This window comes from Acinetobacter sp. AG1, from assembly GCF_001005525.1.
Taxonomy (GTDB): Bacteria; Pseudomonadota; Gammaproteobacteria; order Pseudomonadales; family Moraxellaceae; genus Acinetobacter; species Acinetobacter modestus.
Map to the genome: position 1 here is coordinate 1 of NZ_LBMZ01000116.1, position 21300 is coordinate 21300.

General features: G+C 38.6%; 19 protein-coding genes and 1 pseudogene. 13 read left to right on the forward strand and 7 right to left on the reverse strand.

Going from position 1 to position 21300, the window contains the following annotated elements; all coding sequences use genetic code 11:
• Positions 1 to 399 precede the first annotated feature (399 nt).
• A complete protein-coding gene (locus tag AAV96_RS11625; protein ID WP_046739410.1) occupies positions 400 to 1401 on the reverse strand; it encodes a Tim44 domain-containing protein in 1002 nt (333 codons plus the stop codon).
• A gap of 82 nt (positions 1402 to 1483) precedes the next feature.
• Entirely contained in the window at positions 1484 to 2872 is a 1389-nt protein-coding gene (gene radA, locus AAV96_RS11630; RefSeq protein WP_004661073.1) for a DNA repair protein RadA, read from the reverse strand.
• A 291-nt stretch (positions 2873 to 3163) separates the two neighbouring features.
• Here radA and AAV96_RS11635 point away from each other — a divergent pair, with 291 nt between their 5' ends.
• From AAV96_RS11635 to AAV96_RS11660, 6 genes and pseudogenes are all read left to right on the forward strand, one after another.
• Complete coding sequence (locus AAV96_RS11635; protein WP_004661074.1) at positions 3164 to 4576, forward strand: amino acid permease; 1413 nt, start codon at positions 3164 to 3166, stop codon at positions 4574 to 4576.
• A 143-nt stretch (positions 4577 to 4719) separates the two neighbouring features.
• Positions 4720 to 4947, forward strand: coding sequence for an LPS translocon maturation chaperone LptM (gene lptM / locus AAV96_RS11640; RefSeq protein WP_004661075.1), 228 nt, complete (start codon positions 4720 to 4722; stop codon positions 4945 to 4947).
• Positions 4948 to 4969: 22 nt separating this feature from the next.
• Positions 4970 to 6220 (forward strand): diaminopimelate decarboxylase, encoded by a 1251-nt coding sequence (lysA, locus tag AAV96_RS11645; protein WP_046739411.1) that lies wholly within the window; start codon positions 4970 to 4972, stop codon positions 6218 to 6220.
• 6 nt (positions 6221 to 6226) lie between these two features.
• Positions 6227 to 7081, forward strand: a complete 855-nt coding sequence (gene dapF / locus AAV96_RS11650) for a diaminopimelate epimerase (protein WP_046739412.1) — start codon at positions 6227 to 6229, stop codon at positions 7079 to 7081.
• 78 nt (positions 7082 to 7159) lie between these two features.
• A complete protein-coding gene (locus AAV96_RS11655) occupies positions 7160 to 8086 on the forward strand; it encodes an ADP-ribosylglycohydrolase family protein (protein WP_046739413.1) in 927 nt (308 codons plus the stop codon).
• A 1-nt stretch (position 8087) separates the two neighbouring features.
• Positions 8088 to 8661 (forward strand): annotated as a pseudogene (locus AAV96_RS11660) (alpha/beta fold hydrolase).
• A gap of 54 nt (positions 8662 to 8715) precedes the next feature.
• On the opposite strand, the gene AAV96_RS11665 reads toward AAV96_RS11660, so the two are convergent.
• Positions 8716 to 9330: a LysE family translocator gene (locus AAV96_RS11665; protein WP_046739414.1), complete on the reverse strand. Its 615-nt coding sequence runs from the start codon at positions 9328 to 9330 to the stop codon at positions 8716 to 8718.
• Between the two features lie 160 nt (positions 9331 to 9490).
• Between AAV96_RS11665 and xerA the strand changes: the two genes are divergently transcribed.
• From xerA to gyrA, 7 genes are all read left to right on the forward strand, one after another.
• Complete coding sequence (gene xerA / locus AAV96_RS11670; protein ID WP_161794027.1) at positions 9491 to 10381, forward strand: site-specific tyrosine recombinase/integron integrase; 891 nt, start codon at positions 9491 to 9493, stop codon at positions 10379 to 10381.
• On the forward strand, positions 10374 to 10955 hold the full coding sequence (locus AAV96_RS11675; RefSeq protein WP_046739415.1) for an HDOD domain-containing protein: 582 nt from the start codon (positions 10374 to 10376) through the stop codon (positions 10953 to 10955). The genes xerA and AAV96_RS11675 overlap by 8 nt, the downstream gene beginning before the upstream one ends.
• Before the next feature lie 473 nt (positions 10956 to 11428).
• On the forward strand, positions 11429 to 12178 hold the full coding sequence (locus AAV96_RS11680) for an electron transfer flavoprotein subunit beta/FixA family protein (RefSeq protein WP_004661090.1): 750 nt from the start codon (positions 11429 to 11431) through the stop codon (positions 12176 to 12178).
• 17 nt (positions 12179 to 12195) lie between these two features.
• Complete coding sequence (locus AAV96_RS11685) at positions 12196 to 13131, forward strand: electron transfer flavoprotein subunit alpha/FixB family protein (protein ID WP_046739416.1); 936 nt, start codon at positions 12196 to 12198, stop codon at positions 13129 to 13131.
• A gap of 175 nt (positions 13132 to 13306) precedes the next feature.
• Complete coding sequence (locus tag AAV96_RS11690) at positions 13307 to 13804, forward strand: DUF2147 domain-containing protein (protein WP_046739417.1); 498 nt, start codon at positions 13307 to 13309, stop codon at positions 13802 to 13804.
• Positions 13805 to 13880: 76 nt separating this feature from the next.
• Positions 13881 to 14396 carry a DinB family protein gene (locus AAV96_RS11695; protein WP_004661097.1) on the forward strand — a complete coding sequence of 172 codons (516 nt, stop codon included), beginning with the start codon at positions 13881 to 13883 and terminating at the stop codon, positions 14394 to 14396.
• A gap of 296 nt (positions 14397 to 14692) precedes the next feature.
• Positions 14693 to 17422: a DNA gyrase subunit A gene (gene gyrA, locus AAV96_RS11700; RefSeq protein WP_046739418.1), complete on the forward strand. Its 2730-nt coding sequence runs from the start codon at positions 14693 to 14695 to the stop codon at positions 17420 to 17422.
• Positions 17423 to 17467: 45 nt separating this feature from the next.
• On the opposite strand, the gene AAV96_RS11705 is transcribed toward gyrA, so the two are convergent.
• Genes AAV96_RS11705 through AAV96_RS11720 form a run of 4 tightly spaced genes read right to left on the reverse strand, consistent with a single transcriptional unit; the run spans position 17468 to position 21283 of the window.
• Positions 17468 to 19114, reverse strand: coding sequence for an ArnT family glycosyltransferase (locus tag AAV96_RS11705; RefSeq protein ID WP_046739419.1), 1647 nt, complete (start codon positions 19112 to 19114; stop codon positions 17468 to 17470).
• Between the two features lie 14 nt (positions 19115 to 19128).
• Entirely contained in the window at positions 19129 to 19512 is a 384-nt protein-coding gene (locus AAV96_RS11710) for a GtrA family protein (RefSeq protein ID WP_046739420.1), read from the reverse strand.
• Positions 19512 to 20492, reverse strand: a complete 981-nt coding sequence (locus tag AAV96_RS11715; protein WP_046739421.1) for a glycosyltransferase family 2 protein — start codon at positions 20490 to 20492, stop codon at positions 19512 to 19514. The genes AAV96_RS11710 and AAV96_RS11715 overlap by 1 nt, the downstream gene beginning before the upstream one ends.
• On the reverse strand, positions 20489 to 21283 hold the full coding sequence (locus AAV96_RS11720; RefSeq protein WP_046739422.1) for a ChbG/HpnK family deacetylase: 795 nt from the start codon (positions 21281 to 21283) through the stop codon (positions 20489 to 20491). Before AAV96_RS11720 ends, AAV96_RS11715 begins: the two co-directional genes overlap by 4 nt.
• Positions 21284 to 21300: the final 17 nt, after the last annotated feature.

Genomic DNA, 21300 nt, shown 5'->3' on the forward strand with positions numbered 1-21300 from the left:
TGCCTGAATGCCTGAATGCCTGAATGCCTGAATGCCTGAATGCCTGAATGCTTGAATGCCTGAATGCCAGAATGCTAGATCGACAGAATGTCTTAAACCATGAAATAATGAATGTTCCTGAATAAGCTAAGAAGATCTACGTGAACCTATTACAAAAATAGTTTATTCCCCAAACGAGGAATATTTTTATTCTTGATTATCCGCTAAGATAACTGAGATATACAGTTTACTTAACTGCCTGTTTAAATCTATTTAAAAATATAGGCAATCGAAATTAGGGTTTACACTCCGCCATTCTCCAAAATAGAGAGTGGCTTTTTTTATTTCTATCTTTAAACATCGACAAAAAAAGAGCTGTCGAAACAGCTCTTTACATGTATTACGTGAGGTTCAATTCAATTAAGCTTGTTGAATACCCGCAACAACCCAATCTTGTTGCGAACCAGCAGGCTTAACAAAATGCCAAATTTCGGTGAAAGGTTGTGGCAAGCTGTTTAAATCTTCGCTTACTGTTCCTGTAAAACGGACGCTAACAACATATTGAGCATTTTCAGTCGCACTATCTACAACCATTGCGTTTAGATTACTAAATTCTGCAACATCTTGGTCTTGGTTGGCCATAATGTCACTGTACATAGATGAATAAAGTTCAGGTGTTAAATAACGACGAATTTCTTCAATATTACTGGCACTATTCACTGATTGAATATGATTAAAACGCTGACGAGCTACACGTAAGAACGCAGCAGGTTCAGTACCATCAGGTAATTGATTGCCACTACTCATTGATGCTCCGCCAAATGGTGCTTGAGGAGCAGCCGTACCGCCACCGACAGATTGACCAAAAATATTGGTATTGTCACCTGCAGGCGCTGTATTTTGGCGACCAAAATTATTTTGACCGTTATTATTTGGCGCATAAGGATTGTTTGCAGCTACTTTTTGTTTACCGCTGAATTTACGGAAAATAAAGAAAGCACCACCTGCGATCAGTAATAACCAGATCCAAGTTGGGATTCCACCTTTTTTCTCTTGCTCTTGGGCTTGTTGTGCAGCTTGAGCATTCGCTGTTTGCTGATCAGTGGCAGTTGGGTTATGTGGTTTATCATCAGCTAAGGCATTAGCTGCAACTGCACCTACCGCCGCACCAGCTACACCAGCTGCAACCATTGAACCAACACCGGGACCTGATTTTTGAGGTGCAGTTTGTTGTGGAGCAGGCGTAACTTGACGTGGTTGCTGATAAGATTGGTTAGATTGTTGGTATGACTGACTAGATGAACTAGATCTGCTCATACCGTGGCTTTTTCCACCACCTGCACGTTTTGCTTCTGCAAGCGGTGCAGCAACCAATGTTGCCATTAAAAGAGCTGCCATCAAGCCACGCTGGTGTACTTGCATCGAAAATTCCTATTTAAATCCTATTTGTAAATGTATTTATGCAGGTATTTATCTGTAATTTCAACTATAAAAATATGTTTTTTTATGTCAACTCGTCACTCAATTGCATTGCTTCAGTGAGAGCCTCATGTAAGCGTGCAACGGCAATGATTTGAACGCCATCAATAGATTTTTGCGGTGCATTAGCTCTTGGTAAAATCACATATTTAAAGCCATGCTTGGTCGCTTCTTTTAATCTTTCTTGACCATTCGGTACAGGACGAATCTCACCAGATAGTCCAACCTCACCAAAAACTGCCAATTGTTGTGGCAGGGCTTTACCTCTTAAACTTGATGCACAAGCCAATAAAACTGCAAGATCAGAGCCAGTCTCGGTAATTTTTAAGCCACCTACTACATTGACATAAACATCTTGTCCTGAGGTTTGCACACCACCATGACGATGCATCACTGCAAGTAACATATTCAAACGGTTTTGCTCTAAGCCAAGTGCCACTCGACGTGGTTGCCCATGTGCATCATCAACTAAGGCTTGAACTTCGACGAGGAGAGGGCGCGTTCCTTCACGGCTGATCATGACAATTGAACCAGGAATCGCTTCATCATAACGACTGAGAAAAATTGCAGATGGATTGGCAACTTCTCGAAGTCCTTTGTCTGTCATGGCAAAGACACCAAGTTCATTCACTGCACCAAAACGGTTCTTTACAGCACGGATCATGCGATAACGTGAGTCAGATTGCCCCTCAAAGTAAAGTACACAATCCACCATATGCTCTAAGACACGTGGACCTGCAAGAGAACCTTCTTTGGTCACGTGACCGACAATAAATAAGGCGGTACCACTATTTTTAGCAAAACGAGTGAGTAAGGCAGCAGACTCACGGATTTGTGAAACTCCGCCTGGAGCAGATTGTAATGTTTCAGTATAAAGTGTTTGAATTGAATCAAGAATGGCAACAGCAGGACGCTCTTGTGCGAGAACCTCACAAATACGTTCCACGCAAGTTTCAGCCATAACTCTGAGTTGGTCTGTGGGAAGATCTAAACGTTGAGCACGTAAGGCAACTTGTGAAAGTGATTCTTCGCCTGTGACATAAAGAGCTGAACTTTTCTTACTAGCCATATGCGTTGCGGTTTGCAATAAAATTGTTGATTTACCGATACCTGGATCACCACCAATCAGTACAACAGAACCTGTAACTAGGCCACCACCCAATACACGATCGAATTCACTGATGCCAGTTTGTAGTCGAGTTTCATTTGAGACAGAGATTTGATTCAGCGTTGTAATATTGGCTACTTGTCCTGCATAGCCACCTACTTTAGGGCGCGCGCGGTGTGAAATACTAGGCTCTAATCGTACTTCCGTTAAGCTATTCCATTCGCCACATTCTGAACATTGACCAGCCCATTTAGGATGGTCTGCACCGCATTGTTCACAACGATAAACTGTTTTAACTTTGCTCATATTTACTCGTAAAAGATACGTGATAGATCAATTAATTTTTTAAAAAATTTGGTTTAGGAAAATCTGAAATACAAATTTTATCTATAACAGTCGCCAAACTCGATTTTGGCACGTAAACTGCTAATTACAAGGAATTGTACATCGAGGTTTATAAAAGAGGAAAAGATGATTAAAAATGCAACTAAAAAGTTCTGAAATTTTAAAAAAGTGATGAAAAGCCGAAAAAACTTTTTCTATTGTTAGATTTTTAGGCTAATTTTGTGACATAAAACTCGAGAGTTGAATATAACAATGTCAAATGATTTTCTTGGTTCACCAAATGAAAACGGTGAGCTACACCGTAGCCTTTCCAATCGACATTTACAGTTGATTGCGATTGGTGGAGCAATCGGAACGGGATTGTTCATGGGTTCGGGTAAAACGATTAGTTTAGCTGGACCATCTATTTTATTCATTTATGGCTTGATCGGTATCATGGTGTTTTTCGTGATGCGTGCTTTAGGTGAATTACTCTTATCGAATTTAAAGTATAAATCTTTTATTGATTTATCCACTGATTTAATCGGTCCTTGGGCGGGTTATTTTGTTGGATGGACGTATTGGCTATGTTGGGTCACGATTGGTATCGCAGATCTATCAGCCATTATTTACTATCTTGAATTTTTCAATGGGGGCGAGTCATTTACTCCATTAGGCGGATTGTTGATTAGTACTGTTGCGATTCTATTTGTACTTGGGTTGAACCTTGTCACCGTAAAATTATTCGGTGAAATGGAATTCTGGTTTGCAATGGTTAAAATCACAGCAATTATTGTCTTAATTGCGGTTGGTTTATGGATGATCTTTACGGGTTTCACTAATGCTGCGGGTACAACGGCAAGTATTAGTAACTTGTGGACACATGGTGGTATGTTCCCTAAAGGGTTAGATGGTTTCCTTGCCGGCTTCCAAATTGCAATTTTCGCCTTTGTTGGTGTGGAGCTGGTCGGTACAACTGCTGCTGAAACACAAGATCCAAAACGTAACTTGCCGAAAGCGATTAACTCAATTCCAATTCGTATCATTATTTTCTATGTATTGGCATTGTTCGTGGTGATGTGTGTAACACCTTGGGATCAAATTAACCCTAAAGTCAGTCCATTCGTAAACATCTTCTCACAAGCAGGTATTGCTTCTGCGGCGATTATTATGAATTTGGTGGTGTTATCTTCAGTGATGTCATCAATGAATAGTGGTGTATTTTCGACCAGTCGTATGCTATTTGGTTTATCAACGGATAAACAAGCACCAAAATTATTTGGAAAACTTTCTAAATCGGCAGTTCCTGCAAAAGCATTAATCTTTTCTTCGATCTGTATTTTTATTGGTGCTTTCGTTCAATTTGTTTATAAAGTGAAGACAGGAACCAATGATGAAGTTACCGCGTTTACCTTAGCGACCACTTTATCGACTATCTTGTTTATCTGTGTTTGGATTGTGATTATGTGGAGTTACATCAACTACCGCAAAAACCGTCCTGAGTTACATGCACAATCAACTTTTAAACTTCCTGGTGGCGTGTTTACTTGTTGGGTAGTGATTATTTTCTTCCTTGCAACGATTTATTTCCTTGCTTTGGACGAAACCACTTTAGAGTCACTTAAAGTCAGCCCAATCTGGTTTGTTATTTTGGCAATTGGTTATTTCTTAAATAAAAAGAAGTAAGCCGTTAAAGAAGTAATGAACAAGAACGTCGGCATCTAAGTCGGCGTTTTTTTATGGATATTGTTTTATTCCTTCAAGTTTAGACTTTAGCCAATCTGATGATCACGTTATACTGCTCCGAATTGTAAAAGTTAGGTGCTCAGATGCGTCAAGTCATTTGTTCGATCGGTTTATTATTCAGTAGTGTGGTACTTACTGCATGTGGTCAGTCAGGGGCATTGCAATTACCTTCTGATATCAATCATGACAAACGTGCAAAATACCTGCTTTATAAAAATGAAACGTCTCAGGCTAAAACGTCATCTGATGATGTGAAAGCTGAAAACCAAGCAGCAACTTCTTCAACAGTATCACAGACAACCTCACCTTAAGTTTGTAAATAAGGACATCTTCATGAGTTTCACTCGCATTAATGGAGTATTGCATGCTGAGCAATGTTCATTAGATCAGCTCGCACAGCAATTTGGCACGCCTTTATATGTTTACTCAAAATCTACATTTGAGAAGCATTATTTAGATATGCATCGTGCTTTTGATTTTATTGATCATCAAATCTGTTTTGCAGTGAAGTCAAACTCGAATATAGCTGTTCTGAATGTATTAGCAAAACTTGGTGCAGGTTTTGATATTGTGACGGGGGGGGAACTAGCACGTGTCCTCGCAGCAGGCGGTGAACCTTCAAAAATTGTATTTTCTGGTTTAGGTAAATCTGAAGCTGACATTGAAAAAGCTTTGACCGTAGGTATTGCATGTTTCAATGTTGAATCTCATGCTGAACTTGATCGGATTCAAAAAGTAGCAGAAAAACTAGACAAGAAAGCGCCGATTTCATTACGTGTAAACCCAGATGTGGATGCGAAAACTCATCCCTATATCTCAACAGGTCTGAAAGAAAATAAGTTTGGTATTCCAAGTGATACGGTCAATGAGACTTATCAATATGCGGCTTCATTACCAAATCTTGAGATTGTCGGTATTGACTGCCACATCGGTTCACAATTGACAGAAACCAAACCTTTCGTTGATGCTTTGGATCGTGTCATTGTCATGATTGAGCAGTTGAAAAGCTTGGGTATCAACCTCAAACATATTGATATTGGTGGTGGTCTAGGCGTTTGTTATAAAGATGAAACTCCGCCAAGTGTTGAAGAGTATGCTAATTCAATGCGTCCAGCTTTAGAAAAGCTCGGTCTCAAAGTGTATATGGAACCAGGACGTAGTATTTCTGCTAATGCAGGCGCATTACTCACCAAGGTGGATTTACTCAAGCCGACTAATCATCGTAACTTTGCCATTATTGATGCAGCGATGAATGACTTAATTCGCCCAGCTTTATATGAAGCGTGGATGGATATTCAGTCAGTCAATCCAAATCCTGATGTTGAAGTTAAAACTTGGGATTTAGTTGGTGCAATCTGTGAAACAGGTGATTTCTTGGGTAAAGAGCGTGATTTAGCACTTCAAGAAAATGATGTCCTTGCTGTATTAGGTGCAGGTGCCTATGGTTTTGTAATGAGCTCGAACTACAACACCCGTGGTCGTGCTGCCGAAGTTATAGTCAGTGGTGATCAAGCCTATTTAATTCGTGAACGTGAAACCATAGAATCACTTTGGGAAAAAGAACGTTTATTGCCTGAGGAGTAAATTGAGATGTATTTAGAATTTACCAAAATGCATGGTTTGGGCAATGATTTTATGGTCGTTGACCTGATCACGCAGCGAGCTTATTTAGATACTTTAACCATTCAACGTTTAGCTGATCGTCATTTTGGTGTGGGTTTTGATCAACTTCTGATTGTTGAACCACCTGATTTTCCTGATGTTGATTTTAAATATCGAATTTTTAATGCCGATGGTTCTGAAGTCGAGCAGTGTGGTAATGGTGTACGTTGTTTCGCTCGCTTTGTACATGAGCGTCAACTGACGACCAAAACTAAAATTCGTGTACAAACTAAAGCGGGTATTGTTGAGCCTGAATTAGGTGCCAATGGGTGGGTTCGTGTAAATATGGGACCACCAAAATTTCTTCCAGAAGAAATTCCATTTCTTACCCAAGAACATGAAGATATTGAAGGCTTATACGCACTAGAACTTGCAGACAATCAAAGTATCAATATTGATGTTGTGAACATGGGTAATCCTCATGCTGTGACTATCGTACCTGATGTATTAACTGCTGATGTTGAGCGTATTGGCCCACAAGTAGAATCACATACACGTTTCCCTTCACGGGTGAATGCTGGATTTATGCAGATCATTGATGAAAAGCATATTCGTTTGCGTGTGTTTGAACGTGGTGTTGGCGAGACTTTAGCTTGTGGTACAGGAGCTTGTGCAGCAGCGGTCAGTGGTATGCGCCGTGGTTTACTTGCCAATGAAGTTGAAGTTCAGCTTGCAGGTGGTAAATTGCATATCGCTTGGCGTGAAGGTGATGTGGTGTGGATGACAGGTCCAACCACGCATGTCTACGATGCACGATTGGATTTACGTTATTTTCAAGGGTAAATTAGATTGATCTTAGGGTAAAAAGTCTCAAGTTGGGCTTTTTACCCTTTATTTTTACAATAAGAAAATGAGAGAAAAATGCAAAATAAGCTTCGTGGTGCAATTTATGGTTTATTGATTGGTGACGCAGTTGGTGTGCCTTACGAATTTCACCTACCTGACCAACTACCTCATATTATCGATATTGATATGATTCCGCCTAAAAATTTTAGTCGAACTTATCCTAATGTTCCAATTGGCACATGGTCAGACGATGGTGCTCAAGCTTTGTGTTTATTGACATCTTTACTTCATTGTCAAAAGTTAGATGCTGTTGATTTAATGAATCGTATTGCGAATTGGTATCAGTTTGGTTATATGACCCCCGATTATCAAATATTTGATGTAGGTGTGCAGACAGCAACCGCTATTCGAAAATATTTACAAGGTACGCCAGTCATGCAAGTCGCAAATGATGATGAACATGCCAATGGTAACGGTGCTTTGATGAGAGTTTTACCTTTAGCATTGTGGCATCAAGGCTCAGACGAAGCATTAATTTTAGCTGCCTATTTACAATCACATATTACGCATGCGCATTTACGCTCGAAAGTATGTTGTGCCTTGTATTGTTTATGGGCGAGATATATTTTAAAAGGAATGGTGATTAATGCCGCATGGTCACATGCTGTAACTATCCTACGACAATATTGTGAAAAACGACCTGATGACTTGGAACAATTAGAATTTTTTATCCGCCCTGATGATTTAGAACGAGGAATGGGAAGTGGTTATGTTGTAGATTGCTTAAAATCAGCTTATATAGCGCTACAAGAGCCAGATTATCAAGCAGTGATTAAAAAAGCGATTTCTTTTGGGCGGGACACTGACACAACAGCATGTGTGGCTGGTGGATTGGCAGGACTTGCTTTTGGGTATGATAATATTCCCCATGTATGGATAGAGCAGCTGAGAGCTAAAGAAATAGTTGAGCCTTTACTCATACAATTGATAGAAGGCTTATGAAATGAATTTAGTTTTTCTTGCAGGTGCGTCTGGAAATACTCAATTTTGGAATCCTTTGGTTGCCAAACTTCCATAAGCCTACACCAAACAAATAATTCATTATCCAGGCTTTCATGGTGTGGCAACTGATCCAGAGATTAACAATTTTGATGATCTGAGCAATTATGTCGTTGCACAGATTGAGCAACCTTCTATTCTCATCGCTCAATCCATGGGTGGGATTTTTGCAATTGCAGCGACATTACAAAAAACTGATTTGGTTAAAGGTCTCGTATTGATTGCAACTTCAGGTGAAAGATTGGCGTCAGCTTTATCGACAAGAATATTTGGCATCCCCTGATTGGTTTGTAACGACAAAGGTCGATTATGAGGAATTTTTATCTACGATAGAGGTAGAAACACTACTCATCTGGGGCGATCAAGATTCAGTTAGCCCAATCGAAGTTGGGCAGTATTTAAATCAGATATTTAAAAAATCAAAACTTTATATTGTCGAGGGTGGTGATCATGGACTGGCAAAGCAGGATGCAGATGAAGTGGCAATACAAATAAATGCCTATTTAAAAATGATTTAGACCATGATTGAAACTGATATTGAGCGTGCTGTGTTACAGCACGCTTTTTATGTACTATCTTTTACTTGAAGCTAGTTTTAGTGCAAACAAGATAAAAATACTGCCTGTGATGCGATCCATGTATCGAATAAATTTAGGTTGCTTTAAATAAGCGGAAATGGACTGCATCGCAGCAATTAGAAAAATTGACCAGATCAATCCGATTACTACATGTATCATCACAAGACTCATGGTCCAAATTACTGGAGATGCAGACTGTGGAATAAACTGTGGCAAAAAAGAAATATAGAAAATACCGACTTTGGGATTGAGTAAATTTCCCCAAAAACCTTTCATAAACCAATTTTGCGTTGTCACTGCTGAATTATTTAAACTCGCAAGTTGGCTACGAGGTTTTAAAAGGAGATTGAGTCCTAACCATGTTAGGTAAATTGCCCCTATCCATTTCAAAGCATTAAAAGCAAGATCCGAAGTCATCAACAATGCACCTAAGCCACAGGCCACGATCACTCCCCACACAATACAACCTAGATTAATTCCTAAAGCTGCTTGAAATGCTTTCGTTTTACCTTCAAGTGTTGCGGTACGGATGATGAGTGTTGTATCCAGACCAGGAGTAATCGTAAGAACTGAGATTGCAATGAGATAGGGGACAAGCAACATTGACATGGTGATGGCGCTACAAAAAACTTGAAATATATTGTATTACACAGCTATATATACTTCGAGATTTGTTTAAAGATAAATCAGAAGAAAATTTGTTAAAATACAAGTTAGTTGATATTCCAAGATGGAGAGAAATTTGGAAACTCCTATAAAACTTCTTTCCATGTGGTTAAAAGAACGCATCATTCAAAATCAATCGGAACATACGATTGCAGCATATCAACGTGATTTAACCGATTTTTTAAAGTTTTGTGAATATAAAAAGCTACGATTAGAAGATGTCGAAGCATCTGATTTAAGGGAATATTTGGCTGCAAGAGTTGAGCAAGATCAACTGAGTTCGAGTAGTCTGCAACGCCATTTAACATCAATTCGTCAGTTTATGAAGTGGGCTGAGCAAGGTCAGTATCTACAACAAAATCCATCTGAAGACTTTCGGTTAAAGCGCCAGCCGCGTCCTTTGCCAGGGATGATTGATATTGAAACAGTGAATCAGATTCTAGATCAGGCAGCGCCAGAGAAGCCGATCGAACAACAATTATGGCTACGTGATAAAGCGATGCTTGAACTTCTTTATTCCAGTGGATTGCGCTTAGCCGAATTACAGGGGCTAAAGATTAAGGATATTGATTTTAATCGACAATTGTTGCGTATAACGGGTAAAGGCAATAAAACGAGAGTTGTACCATTTGGAAGCAAGGCAAAACAAGGTTTGATTGAATGGCTTAAAGTTTACCGAATTTGGCAAGGAAATTTTACTGCCGAATCAGCAGTTTTCATCTCACAACGAGGAAATACATTACAACCTCGTCAAATTGAAAATCGCGTTAAATTGCAAGCACAAAGAGCAGGTGTTAATGTCGATGTACATCCGCATTTATTACGCCATTGTTTTGCCAGCCATATGCTTTCAGCAAGCGGTGATTTACGCTCAGTTCAGGAGATGTTAGGACACAGTAATTTATCAACGACCCAAATCTATACCCATGTTGATTTTGATCAATTAGCAAAAGTATATGATCAGGCCCATCCGCGAGCACAAAAAAATGAGTGAACGACAAGAAACAGCTTTATCGTTGGATAATGAAGTATTTATTCAGTGTGCGAATTATATTGAGAAGATTTTATTTCAATATCAAACAATAATAGGTGCAGACTATCAAGGTTATTTGAATCATTGTAAGCGTGTGGCTGTTTGCTGTTTAATCCTAGCCCAAGATGATTGCCAACAAACCTGTGATAAAATTGCGATTGCTGCTGCTTTTCATGATATTGGTATTTGGACAGCAAAAACGATTGATTACATTCAACCCTCTGTGCAGCAGATGAGGCAATATCTTGAAATCAATCAATTATCTGATTGGCAAAATGAACTGACTTTAATGATTACGGAGCATCATAAGCTAACAGCTACCGAATGTGATGAATATCCCTTGGTTGAACATTTTAGAAAGGCTGATTATGCCGATTTTTCATTAGGCTTATTGCGTTCAAATATTCCCTTTCAAACTTTTAAATATTTAACGCAACAATATCCGAATTGTGGTTTTCATAAGAATTTAATGTTTCTTGGGTTTAAACGTTTTTTGCATAAGCCATGGAGCCCATTACCAATGTTTAAATGGTAATTGCGGTATTCTCTTTTGAGTAGAATTAGATCATAAACGATACATGATGTTGCAAAGTTGAATGTTTAATAACCGACTGTTTTTTTTTATTTGTAGTTGCAATTTATTGAACAGACATTCTTACTTTATTGCCAAGTTTTTGCAAAATGTAAATTGGATTAAGATTTATCAGAAATGATCGGTTACAGATCTTTTGTACGTGTTTTTATATCCCCATTTTAGGTGGTTGAATTATATAAAATATTAGCTAAATCAAAGCCTAATATAAGTGCTGAAAGTATAACAATATTTATCTGCTGAATAACCCGTCAAAATTAGTGAACTGAGCATTTCATCTTTTTTACAGTCATAGCGAAAATTGTGACTTGACCGAAATGCCAAATACATTGCAAGATAGGGCACCTAAAAAGTTTCGATCGAAGAGTTAGAATGCTCTTCACTACATTTACTTGCTTAGAACAGCCGAGGATTACATGAAGGCTCTTGTCGCTGTAAAACGTGTGGTTGATGCCAACGTTAAAGTTCGTGTTAAGCCGGACAATACTGGGGTTGACCTTACTAACGTTAAGATGTCAATTAACCCATTCTGTGAAATCGCAGTGGAAGAAGCGGTTCGCTTAAAAGAAAAAGGAACGATTTCAGAAATCGTTGTTGTTTCAGTGGGTTCTAAAGATGCGCAAGAACAAATTCGTTCTGCAATGGCTTTAGGCGCTGACCGTGGTATCTTAGTTGAAACTGCTGATGAAATTGGCGCTTTAGAAGTTGCTAAAATTTTAAAAGGCGTTGTTGATGCTGAAAAACCAGAACTTATTCTTCTTGGTAAACAAGCAATTGATGATGACTCTAACCAAGTAGGTCAAATGCTTGGTGCTTTACTTGGTGCTGGTCAAGGTACTTTTGCATCTGAAGTTAAAGTTGACGGCGGTAAAGTACAAGTTACTCGTGAAGTTGATGGCGGTTTACAAACTGTTGAGCTTGGTCTTCCAGCAATCATCACAACTGACTTACGTTTGAATGAGCCACGTTATGCTGCTCTTCCAAACATCATGAAAGCGCGTAAAAAACCGCTTGATACTAAGTCTCCTGCTGACTATGGCGTTGCAACTGGTACTAAACTTAAAACAGTTAAAGTTGAAGCACCTGCTGAACGTAAAGCTGGCGTACAAGTTAAGTCTGTAGACGAACTTGTTGAAAAATTGAAAAATGAAGCGAAAGTGATCTAATACAGAAGGATAAAATCATGAGTATTTTAGTTATCGCTGATCACAACAACCAGTCACTTAACGGTGCAACTTTAAACGTTGTTGCGGCAGCTCAAAAAATCGGTGGTGATATTACTGTATTAGTAGCTGGTTCTGGCGCTCAAGCAGTTGCTGCTGCTGCTGCTAAAGTTGCTGGTGTGAGCAAAGTATTACTTGCTGACAATGCTGCTTATGCGAACCAATTGGCTGAAAACGTTGCTGGCTTAGTTGCTGACATCGCAAAAGGCGGTTACAAATACGTATTAGCTGCATCTACAACAACTGGTAAGAACATTCTTCCACGTGTTGCTGCACTTCTTGACGTAAGCATGATTTCAGACATCATTGCTGTTGAATCTGCAAATACTTTCAAGCGTCCTATCTATGCAGGTAACGCAATCGCAACTGTTCAATCTGACGAAGCAATTATCGTTGGTACAGTTCGTGGTACAGCATTTGATGCTGTAGCTGCTGAAGGCGGTTCTGCTGCAGTTGAAGCTGTTGCTGAAGCGAAAGATGCTGGTATTTCTAAGTTTGTAAGCGAAGAAATCGTGAAACTTGATCGCCCAGAATTAACTGCTGCGCGTATCGTTGTTTCTGGTGGTCGTGGTGTAGGTTCTGGTGAAAACTATCACAAAGTACTTGACCCATTAGCTGATAAGCTTGGTGCTGCTCAAGGTGCTTCACGTGCTGCGGTAGATGCTGGTTTCGTACCAAATGATTTCCAAGTTGGTCAAACTGGTAAAATCGTTGCGCCAGATCTTTACTTGGCAATCGGTATCTCTGGTGCGATTCAGCACTTAGCAGGTATGAAAGATTCTAAAGTTATTGTTGCAATCAACAAAGACGAAGAAGCGCCAATCAACAGCGTTGCTGACTACTGGTTAGTTGGTGATTTGAACACTGTTGTACCAGAATTGGTATCTAAACTTTAATTCTCTGAATTAAGTTTGAAAACCCTTGCGATGCAAGGGTTTTTTTTATGGTTAAGAGATTAGAAAAATTCATTATTTGTTGTAAAAACAGCAACGATTAGACCTAAGCGATCAGAAAGTAAAAGAAATTTGCTTCAATTAAAAAATAATTTTGCAAAATATAGGGAGATGCAAAATGAAAATAAACTCGTTATCTCAATGGGTTTTGGGGGTATTCTGGGCAGTGTTGGCGAGTACAACTGTTTATGCAGCTGATTCGATCGAAGGGTATTGGAAAAGTATTGATGACCGTACGGGTGAACCTTTATCTATCATCGAATTTAAAAAGAAAATTGATGGAACTTATTCTGGAACAATTGTTCATCGTTACCCCAATGTTAGCGGTGTCATCTTAACGCATTGTGTGAAATGTGCTGCACCAAATACGAATAAACCTATTCTAGGAATGGAGATTGTTTCTGGTGTGACCAAAGATCCCAAAAACCCAAACAAATATAATAATGCGACTTTGTTAGAGGTTTTGAGCGGTCGTACTTATCAGGGTAAGGGGGAAGTGACCAATAATGGCCGTTTGCTCAGAGTGCGAGCATTTAAAGGAGTTTCGCTATTTGGGAGGAGCTCTGTATGGGTGCGTACTGCTGCACCTATAGATGTCGAGGTTAAATCACCTTAATTCTTACAGTTCTCAAACGCTCCGAAAGGGGCGTTTTTATGTTAAAAATAGGAACAAATAAATGAGAGTATTACCGATGAATTATACTTTTAAGACCTATTTTCAGATGCTAGCTCTTTATAATCAGTGGGCAAACCAAAAGTTATTTTCTACGCTCATCAGCTTAACAGAGGAGCAATTAAATCAAGACTGTAAAGCTTATTTTAAATCCCTTATGCAAACAGCAAATCATGTGTTGGTAGGAGATATACTTTGGTTTGAACGTATCAAAGGCGTTGTCGCATCAACGTATACTTTGGATGAGATTCTTTATAATCAACTTGCCCAATTAGAGAATGCTCGAATTGAACATGATCAAAGTCTGATTAATTTTATTCATGAACATGATGAAGTTTCATTCCATCAAATGATTACTTATGTCCGTCGAGGTCAAGTTTATACTGAGCCTTTGATTGAAATATTGGCACACCTATTTAACCATCAAACGCATCATCGAGGTCAAATGCACAGCATGATCTTTGAGCTAACAGCAAAGTCCTTGGAGCTAGACTTAATTTTCTTTCAAAGAGAATATGCCTATTTATACCGCTGATTTAAAAAAACTGGATTGAATATTTTATTAAAAATGCCATTATTTTGATTAAAAAATAACCTTTTATTCTATTCACTAAAAAATGGAAAACTAGATTTTTAACTTATTAATTCTAATAAATTTTTTATTGTAAAAAAATGCTATTTTCAGATTAGCAAACTCCCTGTTAATAAGTGCTTTATGCTATAATTTTTCACTATATTTTTTAATTTTAGTTCAAGTTTCTGAGCTAATTTTTTGCAAGATTGAATACATAAAAACAAGTAGAGCCATCTACTTGTAAACAAGGAGTATGCATGAGCGTATCGGAAATTAGACCGATTGCCATTGAGGACGAACTCAAGCATTCATATCTAGATTACGCGATGAGCGTAATTGTATCTCGTGCATTACCAGATGTGAGAGACGGTCTTAAACCTGTTCACCGTCGTGTGTTGTTTGCAATGCATGAATTGGGCAATGATTATAACAAAGCATACAAAAAGTCTGCTCGTGTTGTCGGGGACGTGATCGGTAAATATCACCCTCATGGTGACAGCGCAGTATATGAAACAATCGTTCGTATGGCGCAGAATTTTAGCTTGCGTTACATGTTGGTTGATGGTCAAGGTAACTTCGGTTCTGTCGATGGGGATAGCGCAGCAGCAATGCGTTATACCGAAGTTCGTATGCAAAAGTTGACCCATGAAATCTTAGCAGACTTAGAAAAAGATACTGTTGATTGGGAAGATAACTACGACGGTTCTGAGCGCATTCCTCAAGTGATGCCAACACGTATTCCAAATCTTTTGATTAATGGTACGACGGGTATTGCAGTCGGTATGGCGACCAATATGGCCCCGCATAACATGACAGAAGTCGTGAATGCATGTTTAGCCTACGCCAATAACCCGAATATTTCGATTGAAGGCTTGATGGAACACATTACGGGTCCAGATTTCCCTACAGGCGGTATTATTTACGGTAAATCAGGCATTGTTGATGCCTATCGCACTGGTAAAGGCCGTTTGCATATTCGTGGTAAATATCACTTCGAAGAAGATCAAAAAACGGGTCGTACGACGATTGTCTTTACTGAGATTCCTTACCAAGTTAACAAAGCAAAAACCATTGAGCGTATTGCCGAGTTAGTCAAAGAAAAGAAACTTGAAGGTATTTCTGAACTGCGTGATGAGTCTGATAAAGACGGTATGCGTATCGCGATCGACTTGAAGCGTGGTGAAAATGCAGAAGTCGCAGTGAATAATTTATTCCTGCATACCCAACTTCAAAACTCGTTCAGCATCAACATGGTTTGCTTAGACAATGGTCAGCCTAAGTTGATGAACCTGAAAGATATTATTGCGGCATTTATTCGTCATCGCCAAGAAGTCGTGACTCGTCGTACTATGTTCGAATTGCGTAAAGCACGTGAGCGTGGGCATATCTTAGAGGGTTTAACGGTTGCCTTGGCAAATATTGATGCCATTATTGAAACCATTAAAACTTCTGCAAACCCCGCTGAAGCGCGTGAGCGTTTACAAGCAGGTGAGTGGGCAGGTGGCGGTGTGGTTGCATTGCTTGAAAAAGCAGGTGCGATTTCTGTTCGTCCAGATGAGATTGAAGGTGAAGATCCTGCTCGTCCATTTGGTCTGGCTGGTGATATTTATCGCTTGTCACCTACGCAAGTGGCGGCAATTTTAGAATTACGTTTGCATCGTTTAACGGGTCTCGAACAAGACAAGTTACATGCAGAATATTCTGAGATCTTAGGCCAAATCGCTGAATTAACAGCAATTCTCAATGATTTTAATTTATTGATGAATGTGATCCGTGAAGAGCTTACTTTAATCTTGCAACAATATGGTGATGGGCGTCGTACTGAAATTGTTGAATCAGGCGTTGATTTCTGCCGTGAAGATTTGATCCCAGAAGAACAAGTGGTATTGACTGTTTCTCAAACAGGTTATGCGAAAACTCAACCACTTTCTGACTATCAAGCGCAACGTCGTGGTGGTCGTGGTAAGTCTGCAACTTCGATGAAAGATGATGATATTATTCAACATTTAATTGTGGCATCAAACCATGCAACAGTTCTATGTTTTACCAATGTTGGTAAAGTCTATCGTTTAAGAGTGTTTGAGGTTCCGCAAGCTTCACGTGGTGCAAAAGGTCGTCCAATTATTAATTTGCTTCCATTGGATGCAAATGAAACCGTGACTGCAATCTTACCGTTGACTGAATTCCCTGAAAATCACTATGTATTCATGGCAACGGCATCAGGTACGGTTAAACGTGTTGAATTAGCACAATTTAGCAATGTTCGTTCTAATGGTTTACGTGCGATTGAGTTGAACGAAGAAGATACTTTAATCGGTGTTGCAATTACCGATGGTAATCAGCAGATCATGTTGTTCTCGAACGAAGGGAAGGCAATTCGTTTTGCTGAAACAGATGTTCGTGCGATGGGACGTACTGCAAAAGGCGTGCGTGGTATGCGTGTGAGTTTTGCAAGCAATACCATTGAATCTGAGGATGCTGAAGTCGAAAATGATGATGGCGATGACAATGATGATTCATCAGATTCGAATGTTGTCAGTCGTATTGTTTCGCTCGTGGTTGTACCTGAAACAGGTGAAGTGTTGTGTGCTTGTGCAAACGGTTATGGTAAACGTACACCTGTTGATGATTTCCCGACCAAGAAACGTGGCGGTAAGGGCGTGATTGCCATTAAAACTAGCGAACGTAATGGTGAGCTTGTCGGTGCTGTATCTATTGATGAAAGCAAAGAACTGATGTTGATTTCTGATGGTGGTACATTAGTGCGTACGCGTGCTGCTGAAGTTGCAACCACAGGTCGTAATGCACAAGGTGTTCGTTTAATTCGCTTAAGCGATGCTGAAACCTTAGTCGGTGTTGTTTCGATTGAAGCTGTAGAAGATGACGAAGAGTTAGACGTTACAGAAGAAACGGAAAATACAGAGGTTGAGGCTGTAGCTTCTGAAGAAGCGACAGTAGAACCAAAAGATGATACGCCTGAAGCGTAAATATCCTATTCATAAAAAAGGAAGCTCATCAGCTTCCTTTTTTATTTAGGGATGTTGATTAATGAAAAAAATATCATAATTACGATAATGTAAAACCTTTACATTTGGGTCTTCTGGAGTGTATCCATTAGGATTGCTGAAAAGAAGTAATGGCTGTTTTTGATCCAAAGCTTTTTGTAGCTGCTGTTTATTCCATAGATATTGTTGACGTTCAGGTTCGAATAACAGCCCATCTTTTAGTTCAAGTGAAGAGTTATCTGTTTTGACTTTATCCCAATCATTGACAATATAAGCTGGTTTTTTAAGATCCAGTAAAAAAGGAATGTCATAGAAATAATTGTAATAAAAAACTACCTCAGAATTGCGATTGATGAGTTTGGAAAAATCGACTTGGTCAGCATTATTTTTTGTATCTAAAACAGTTATTGCTACTGAAATAGAAGTACAAAATACGATTAAACTTAAAAAAATTGCCGTTAAATAATCTATTTTTTTCTGTTTAAATAACAGCATTAAGCTGAATGGGGTTATACATAAAATTGTGCCAATCACATAAATTTGTATGGCATGATTCATATAAAAATCATGATTATTTTTGATAATGTGCGGTGTTAAAATAATTCCAAAGCCGAGTATGAAAATAAAAACAGCAGTGCCCCAAATTTGAAGTTTGCTTTTATCAATCTTATCTAATATTGGACTTATGGTAACAGCAAGTAATATTGCTAAAGGGGCTACAACTGGCAAGATATATCCTGCTAGCTTTGAAGGTGGAATTGAGAAAAAAATACTGACAGAAATAAACCACCATAAAAGCAGCGATAGTAAAGAATAAGGTAGAGATTGTTTAAAGAGTTGTTTTGGAAAACTAAAGTGGCTGATTAAAAACCAAGGTAAAAAACTGACAAGAAGAATTAAATAGTAGAAAAACCAAGGCTGTTTATTATTAAACTCATTGGAATTAAATCGGCTAAACTGTTGATCAATAAAAAAGTAATGTAAAAATTGAGGGTGTTTTAACTGAACTAAATAGATCCACGGTACGGTTAATGCAAGAAACAGAAGAATGCCGAAGGGATTAAGTAGAGTGGGAATTTTAGCCCATTGACGCGTGTAGAGTAACCAAGGAAGGAGTACGAGCCCCGGTATTAGTACGCCAATTAGACCTTTACTTAAAAATCCTGCCGCGGCTGCAAAATATCCTAAAAATAGAATAGTTTTTTTACCTGAAAGCGTAAAGTCAACGAAGCTAAGGATACACACCGTCATCCATGACGCAACTAATAGATCATGATTGATATATTGGCTGCTGCCGTAAAATAATAAGCTCGTTGCTAATATAATCATCGTTAACTGAGCAATTTTTTCAGAAACATGTTTCTTCAGAAAAATAAAAAGACTGAATAACATCATACAACCTGCCAAGGTTGGAACGAGTCTTAATACCCAAATATGCACACCAAATATTTCCATTAAGCTTGTAGAAAGCCAATGTAATAAGGGGGGCTTATGCATAAATGGTAAGCCATTAATACGTGGAATTAACCAATCCCCCGATTCGAGCATATAGCGACTAATATCACCATATCGTCCTTCATCTGGTATAGATAGGGGACGAATGCATGAGCTAATGAATAGCCAAAGAGGTAAAAAAATAAGTAAAAACTTAGATGATCGCAGCCATTGTTGCATGTATTTCATCCCTATTATTGAAATGCAAAATAACGATTGAGTAAAAAAGTAAAAATTGAAGTGATGCAAATACTTGCAATCACGAGTAAGGAAACCTGAAAGTGAAGATAGTGGTGGCTTATGAGCAAAATAGATTCATTAAAAAGAAAACCCAGAATAGCTACTACAATGAATTTCTTTAATGTTTGCTTGTGCTGAAGATAAGTTACTCTGAAAGTAAAAATACGATGGCCAAAGTAGCTAATCCAGAAAGCGGTTAAAAAGGCAAAAAAGTTGGCGTATTTTAATGAGATTTGATATTGGGGTTGGATGAGCAGTGTGACTACAACATAATGTATAAGTGCTGCGATTAAACCAACCATACCAAAACGAAAGAATTGTAGGATATGCGCTTGCATTAGAAGGAAGCTACATTATTTTGTTTTTCTTGTAATACAGGCTTTGGTTGAATATGTGAATATTCTGCTGAAACAATATATTTAGGTCGATTTTTTACTTCTGCATAAATTCGACCAATATATTCACCTAAAATGCCAATGCAAAGGAGTTGAATTCCACCTAAAAGTGTCATACCAGCAGCAAGTGTGGCCCAACCTGGTACTCGAATGCCTTCAATTAACGTTTCGATAATAATCCATACCCCATAACTCATCGCAAATATTGCAAGTAATGCGCCGAGGTAGATACATAGCCGCAATGGAAGATCAGAAAATCCAGTTAACCCAGACATTGCTAGTTGAAATAAGGCTTTAAAATTAAAACTAGATTGACCGTGTTGACGTTGTTGTTCTGTGAAATGAATTCCAATACTTTTAAAACCCACCCATGCGTATAGGCCTTTCATATAGCGGTTTTTTTCAGAAAGCTTTTTAACCGCATCGACTACTTTTGCATCAAGAAGTCGAAAATCTCCCGCATTTTCAGGAATATCGACAGAAGAACTTAAGTTCAGTATATGGTAATAGCAACGGGTGAAGATTTTTTTAAGCCATGATTCCGTACTTCGATCTCGAATTCCATAGACCATGTCATAGCCATTTTTCCAAAGTTGAATCATGCTTGGAATCGCATCTAGTGGATGTTGAAAATCAGCATCGATTAGGAGGGCTGCATCTCCAGTAACATAATCTAATCCAGCACTTAGAGCTGCTTCTTTACCAAAATTGCGAGAAAGTTTTAGTATGCGTAGCGGATAGTCATTCAGCATTTGTTCTAAAACAGCAACAGTTTGATCCTGACTACCATCATCAATTACGATGATTTCATAGCGTAAGTTTTGTTGTTGCAATTGTTGTGCTAAAGCAGGAATAAATTTTTTTAGATTTTCTGCTTCGTTATACGCAGGGACGACACAAGATAAAAATGGATTGTTTATCATTTTAATGCATCCATTGGGCCGAGTGAAATTTGATAAAGTCGACAGTCATCACGAAATTGTGATGAATTCAGATATTGAAATTCTCTTACACGCGCTGCTGCAATAGGGTCTTTGTGGTCAATAGCATCCATAGCTGGGTGACACATAATTAATAAATGATCTTTTGCTCGCATTAACCATTGTTGGTTTAATCGAGCGTAGTCAAAATCTTTAAAATCATAAATGCCTGCGAAATTTTTGTTTTGATAGATATTTTTCTGCTTACATATCGCTGCCAAAGTTGGCGCACCGAGCATTGAAAGTAAACGGGTTTTGGCTGAATAATGAGGAATGAATACAGGGTACTCTAAGTTTCTAATCCAACCTTGAAAATGATGTTGCTTGAGAAAATCGATTAATACCTCTCGAATAATAGGAAACTGATGTATGTGTTGATGACCATCAATAAAATCAGGTTGTCTCTTCATTTCTGAAATAAATAGATTCCATTGCTGTTCAATGCTTTGCTGAATGATTTTCGGATCTAAACGATGAAACCATGCTTTTAGTATCAACTTAGGTAGACTGAAGATAGGTATTTGTCGATCGAATAAATGAGTAAAATTTAGATGTAGACCAACATCAATATGATTCGATAATGGTTTAAGTTGTTGGGCTGAGATTGGCCAGTAGGGTGACTGAGTCATACATGAGGTTGCATGTAAAACTCCTTTTTGCACGAGCAATAGAATCGCTTCTGAAATTTCAGGGTTCATTGCAAAATCGTCAGCGCAATAGCACACTTTAGCCATATCCATGCCTTCATTTA

Bases quoted from the DNA above. Each gene is read 5' to 3' on its own strand.
- AAV96_RS11625 (WP_046739410.1), bottom strand. From the start codon at position 1,401: ATGCAAGTACACCAGCGTGGCTTGATGGCAGCTCTTTTAATGGCAACA.
- radA (WP_004661073.1), bottom strand. From the start codon at position 2,872: ATGAGCAAAGTTAAAACAGTTTATCGTTGTGAACAATGCGGTGCAGAC.
- AAV96_RS11635 (WP_004661074.1), top strand. From the start codon at position 3,164: ATGTCAAATGATTTTCTTGGTTCACCAAATGAAAACGGTGAGCTACAC.
- lptM (WP_004661075.1), top strand. From the start codon at position 4,720: ATGCGTCAAGTCATTTGTTCGATCGGTTTATTATTCAGTAGTGTGGTA.
- lysA (WP_046739411.1), top strand. From the start codon at position 4,970: ATGAGTTTCACTCGCATTAATGGAGTATTGCATGCTGAGCAATGTTCA.
- dapF (WP_046739412.1), top strand. From the start codon at position 6,227: ATGTATTTAGAATTTACCAAAATGCATGGTTTGGGCAATGATTTTATG.
- AAV96_RS11655 (WP_046739413.1), top strand. From the start codon at position 7,160: ATGCAAAATAAGCTTCGTGGTGCAATTTATGGTTTATTGATTGGTGAC.
- AAV96_RS11665 (WP_046739414.1), bottom strand. From the start codon at position 9,330: ATGTCAATGTTGCTTGTCCCCTATCTCATTGCAATCTCAGTTCTTACG.
- xerA (WP_161794027.1), top strand. From the start codon at position 9,491: ATGTGGTTAAAAGAACGCATCATTCAAAATCAATCGGAACATACGATT.
- AAV96_RS11675 (WP_046739415.1), top strand. From the start codon at position 10,374: ATGAGTGAACGACAAGAAACAGCTTTATCGTTGGATAATGAAGTATTT.
- AAV96_RS11680 (WP_004661090.1), top strand. From the start codon at position 11,429: ATGAAGGCTCTTGTCGCTGTAAAACGTGTGGTTGATGCCAACGTTAAA.
- AAV96_RS11685 (WP_046739416.1), top strand. From the start codon at position 12,196: ATGAGTATTTTAGTTATCGCTGATCACAACAACCAGTCACTTAACGGT.
- AAV96_RS11690 (WP_046739417.1), top strand. From the start codon at position 13,307: ATGAAAATAAACTCGTTATCTCAATGGGTTTTGGGGGTATTCTGGGCA.
- AAV96_RS11695 (WP_004661097.1), top strand. From the start codon at position 13,881: ATGAATTATACTTTTAAGACCTATTTTCAGATGCTAGCTCTTTATAAT.
- gyrA (WP_046739418.1), top strand. From the start codon at position 14,693: ATGAGCGTATCGGAAATTAGACCGATTGCCATTGAGGACGAACTCAAG.
- AAV96_RS11705 (WP_046739419.1), bottom strand. From the start codon at position 19,114: ATGCAACAATGGCTGCGATCATCTAAGTTTTTACTTATTTTTTTACCT.
- AAV96_RS11710 (WP_046739420.1), bottom strand. From the start codon at position 19,512: ATGCAAGCGCATATCCTACAATTCTTTCGTTTTGGTATGGTTGGTTTA.
- AAV96_RS11715 (WP_046739421.1), bottom strand. From the start codon at position 20,492: ATGATAAACAATCCATTTTTATCTTGTGTCGTCCCTGCGTATAACGAA.
- AAV96_RS11720 (WP_046739422.1), bottom strand. From the start codon at position 21,283: ATGGCTAAAGTGTGCTATTGCGCTGACGATTTTGCAATGAACCCTGAA.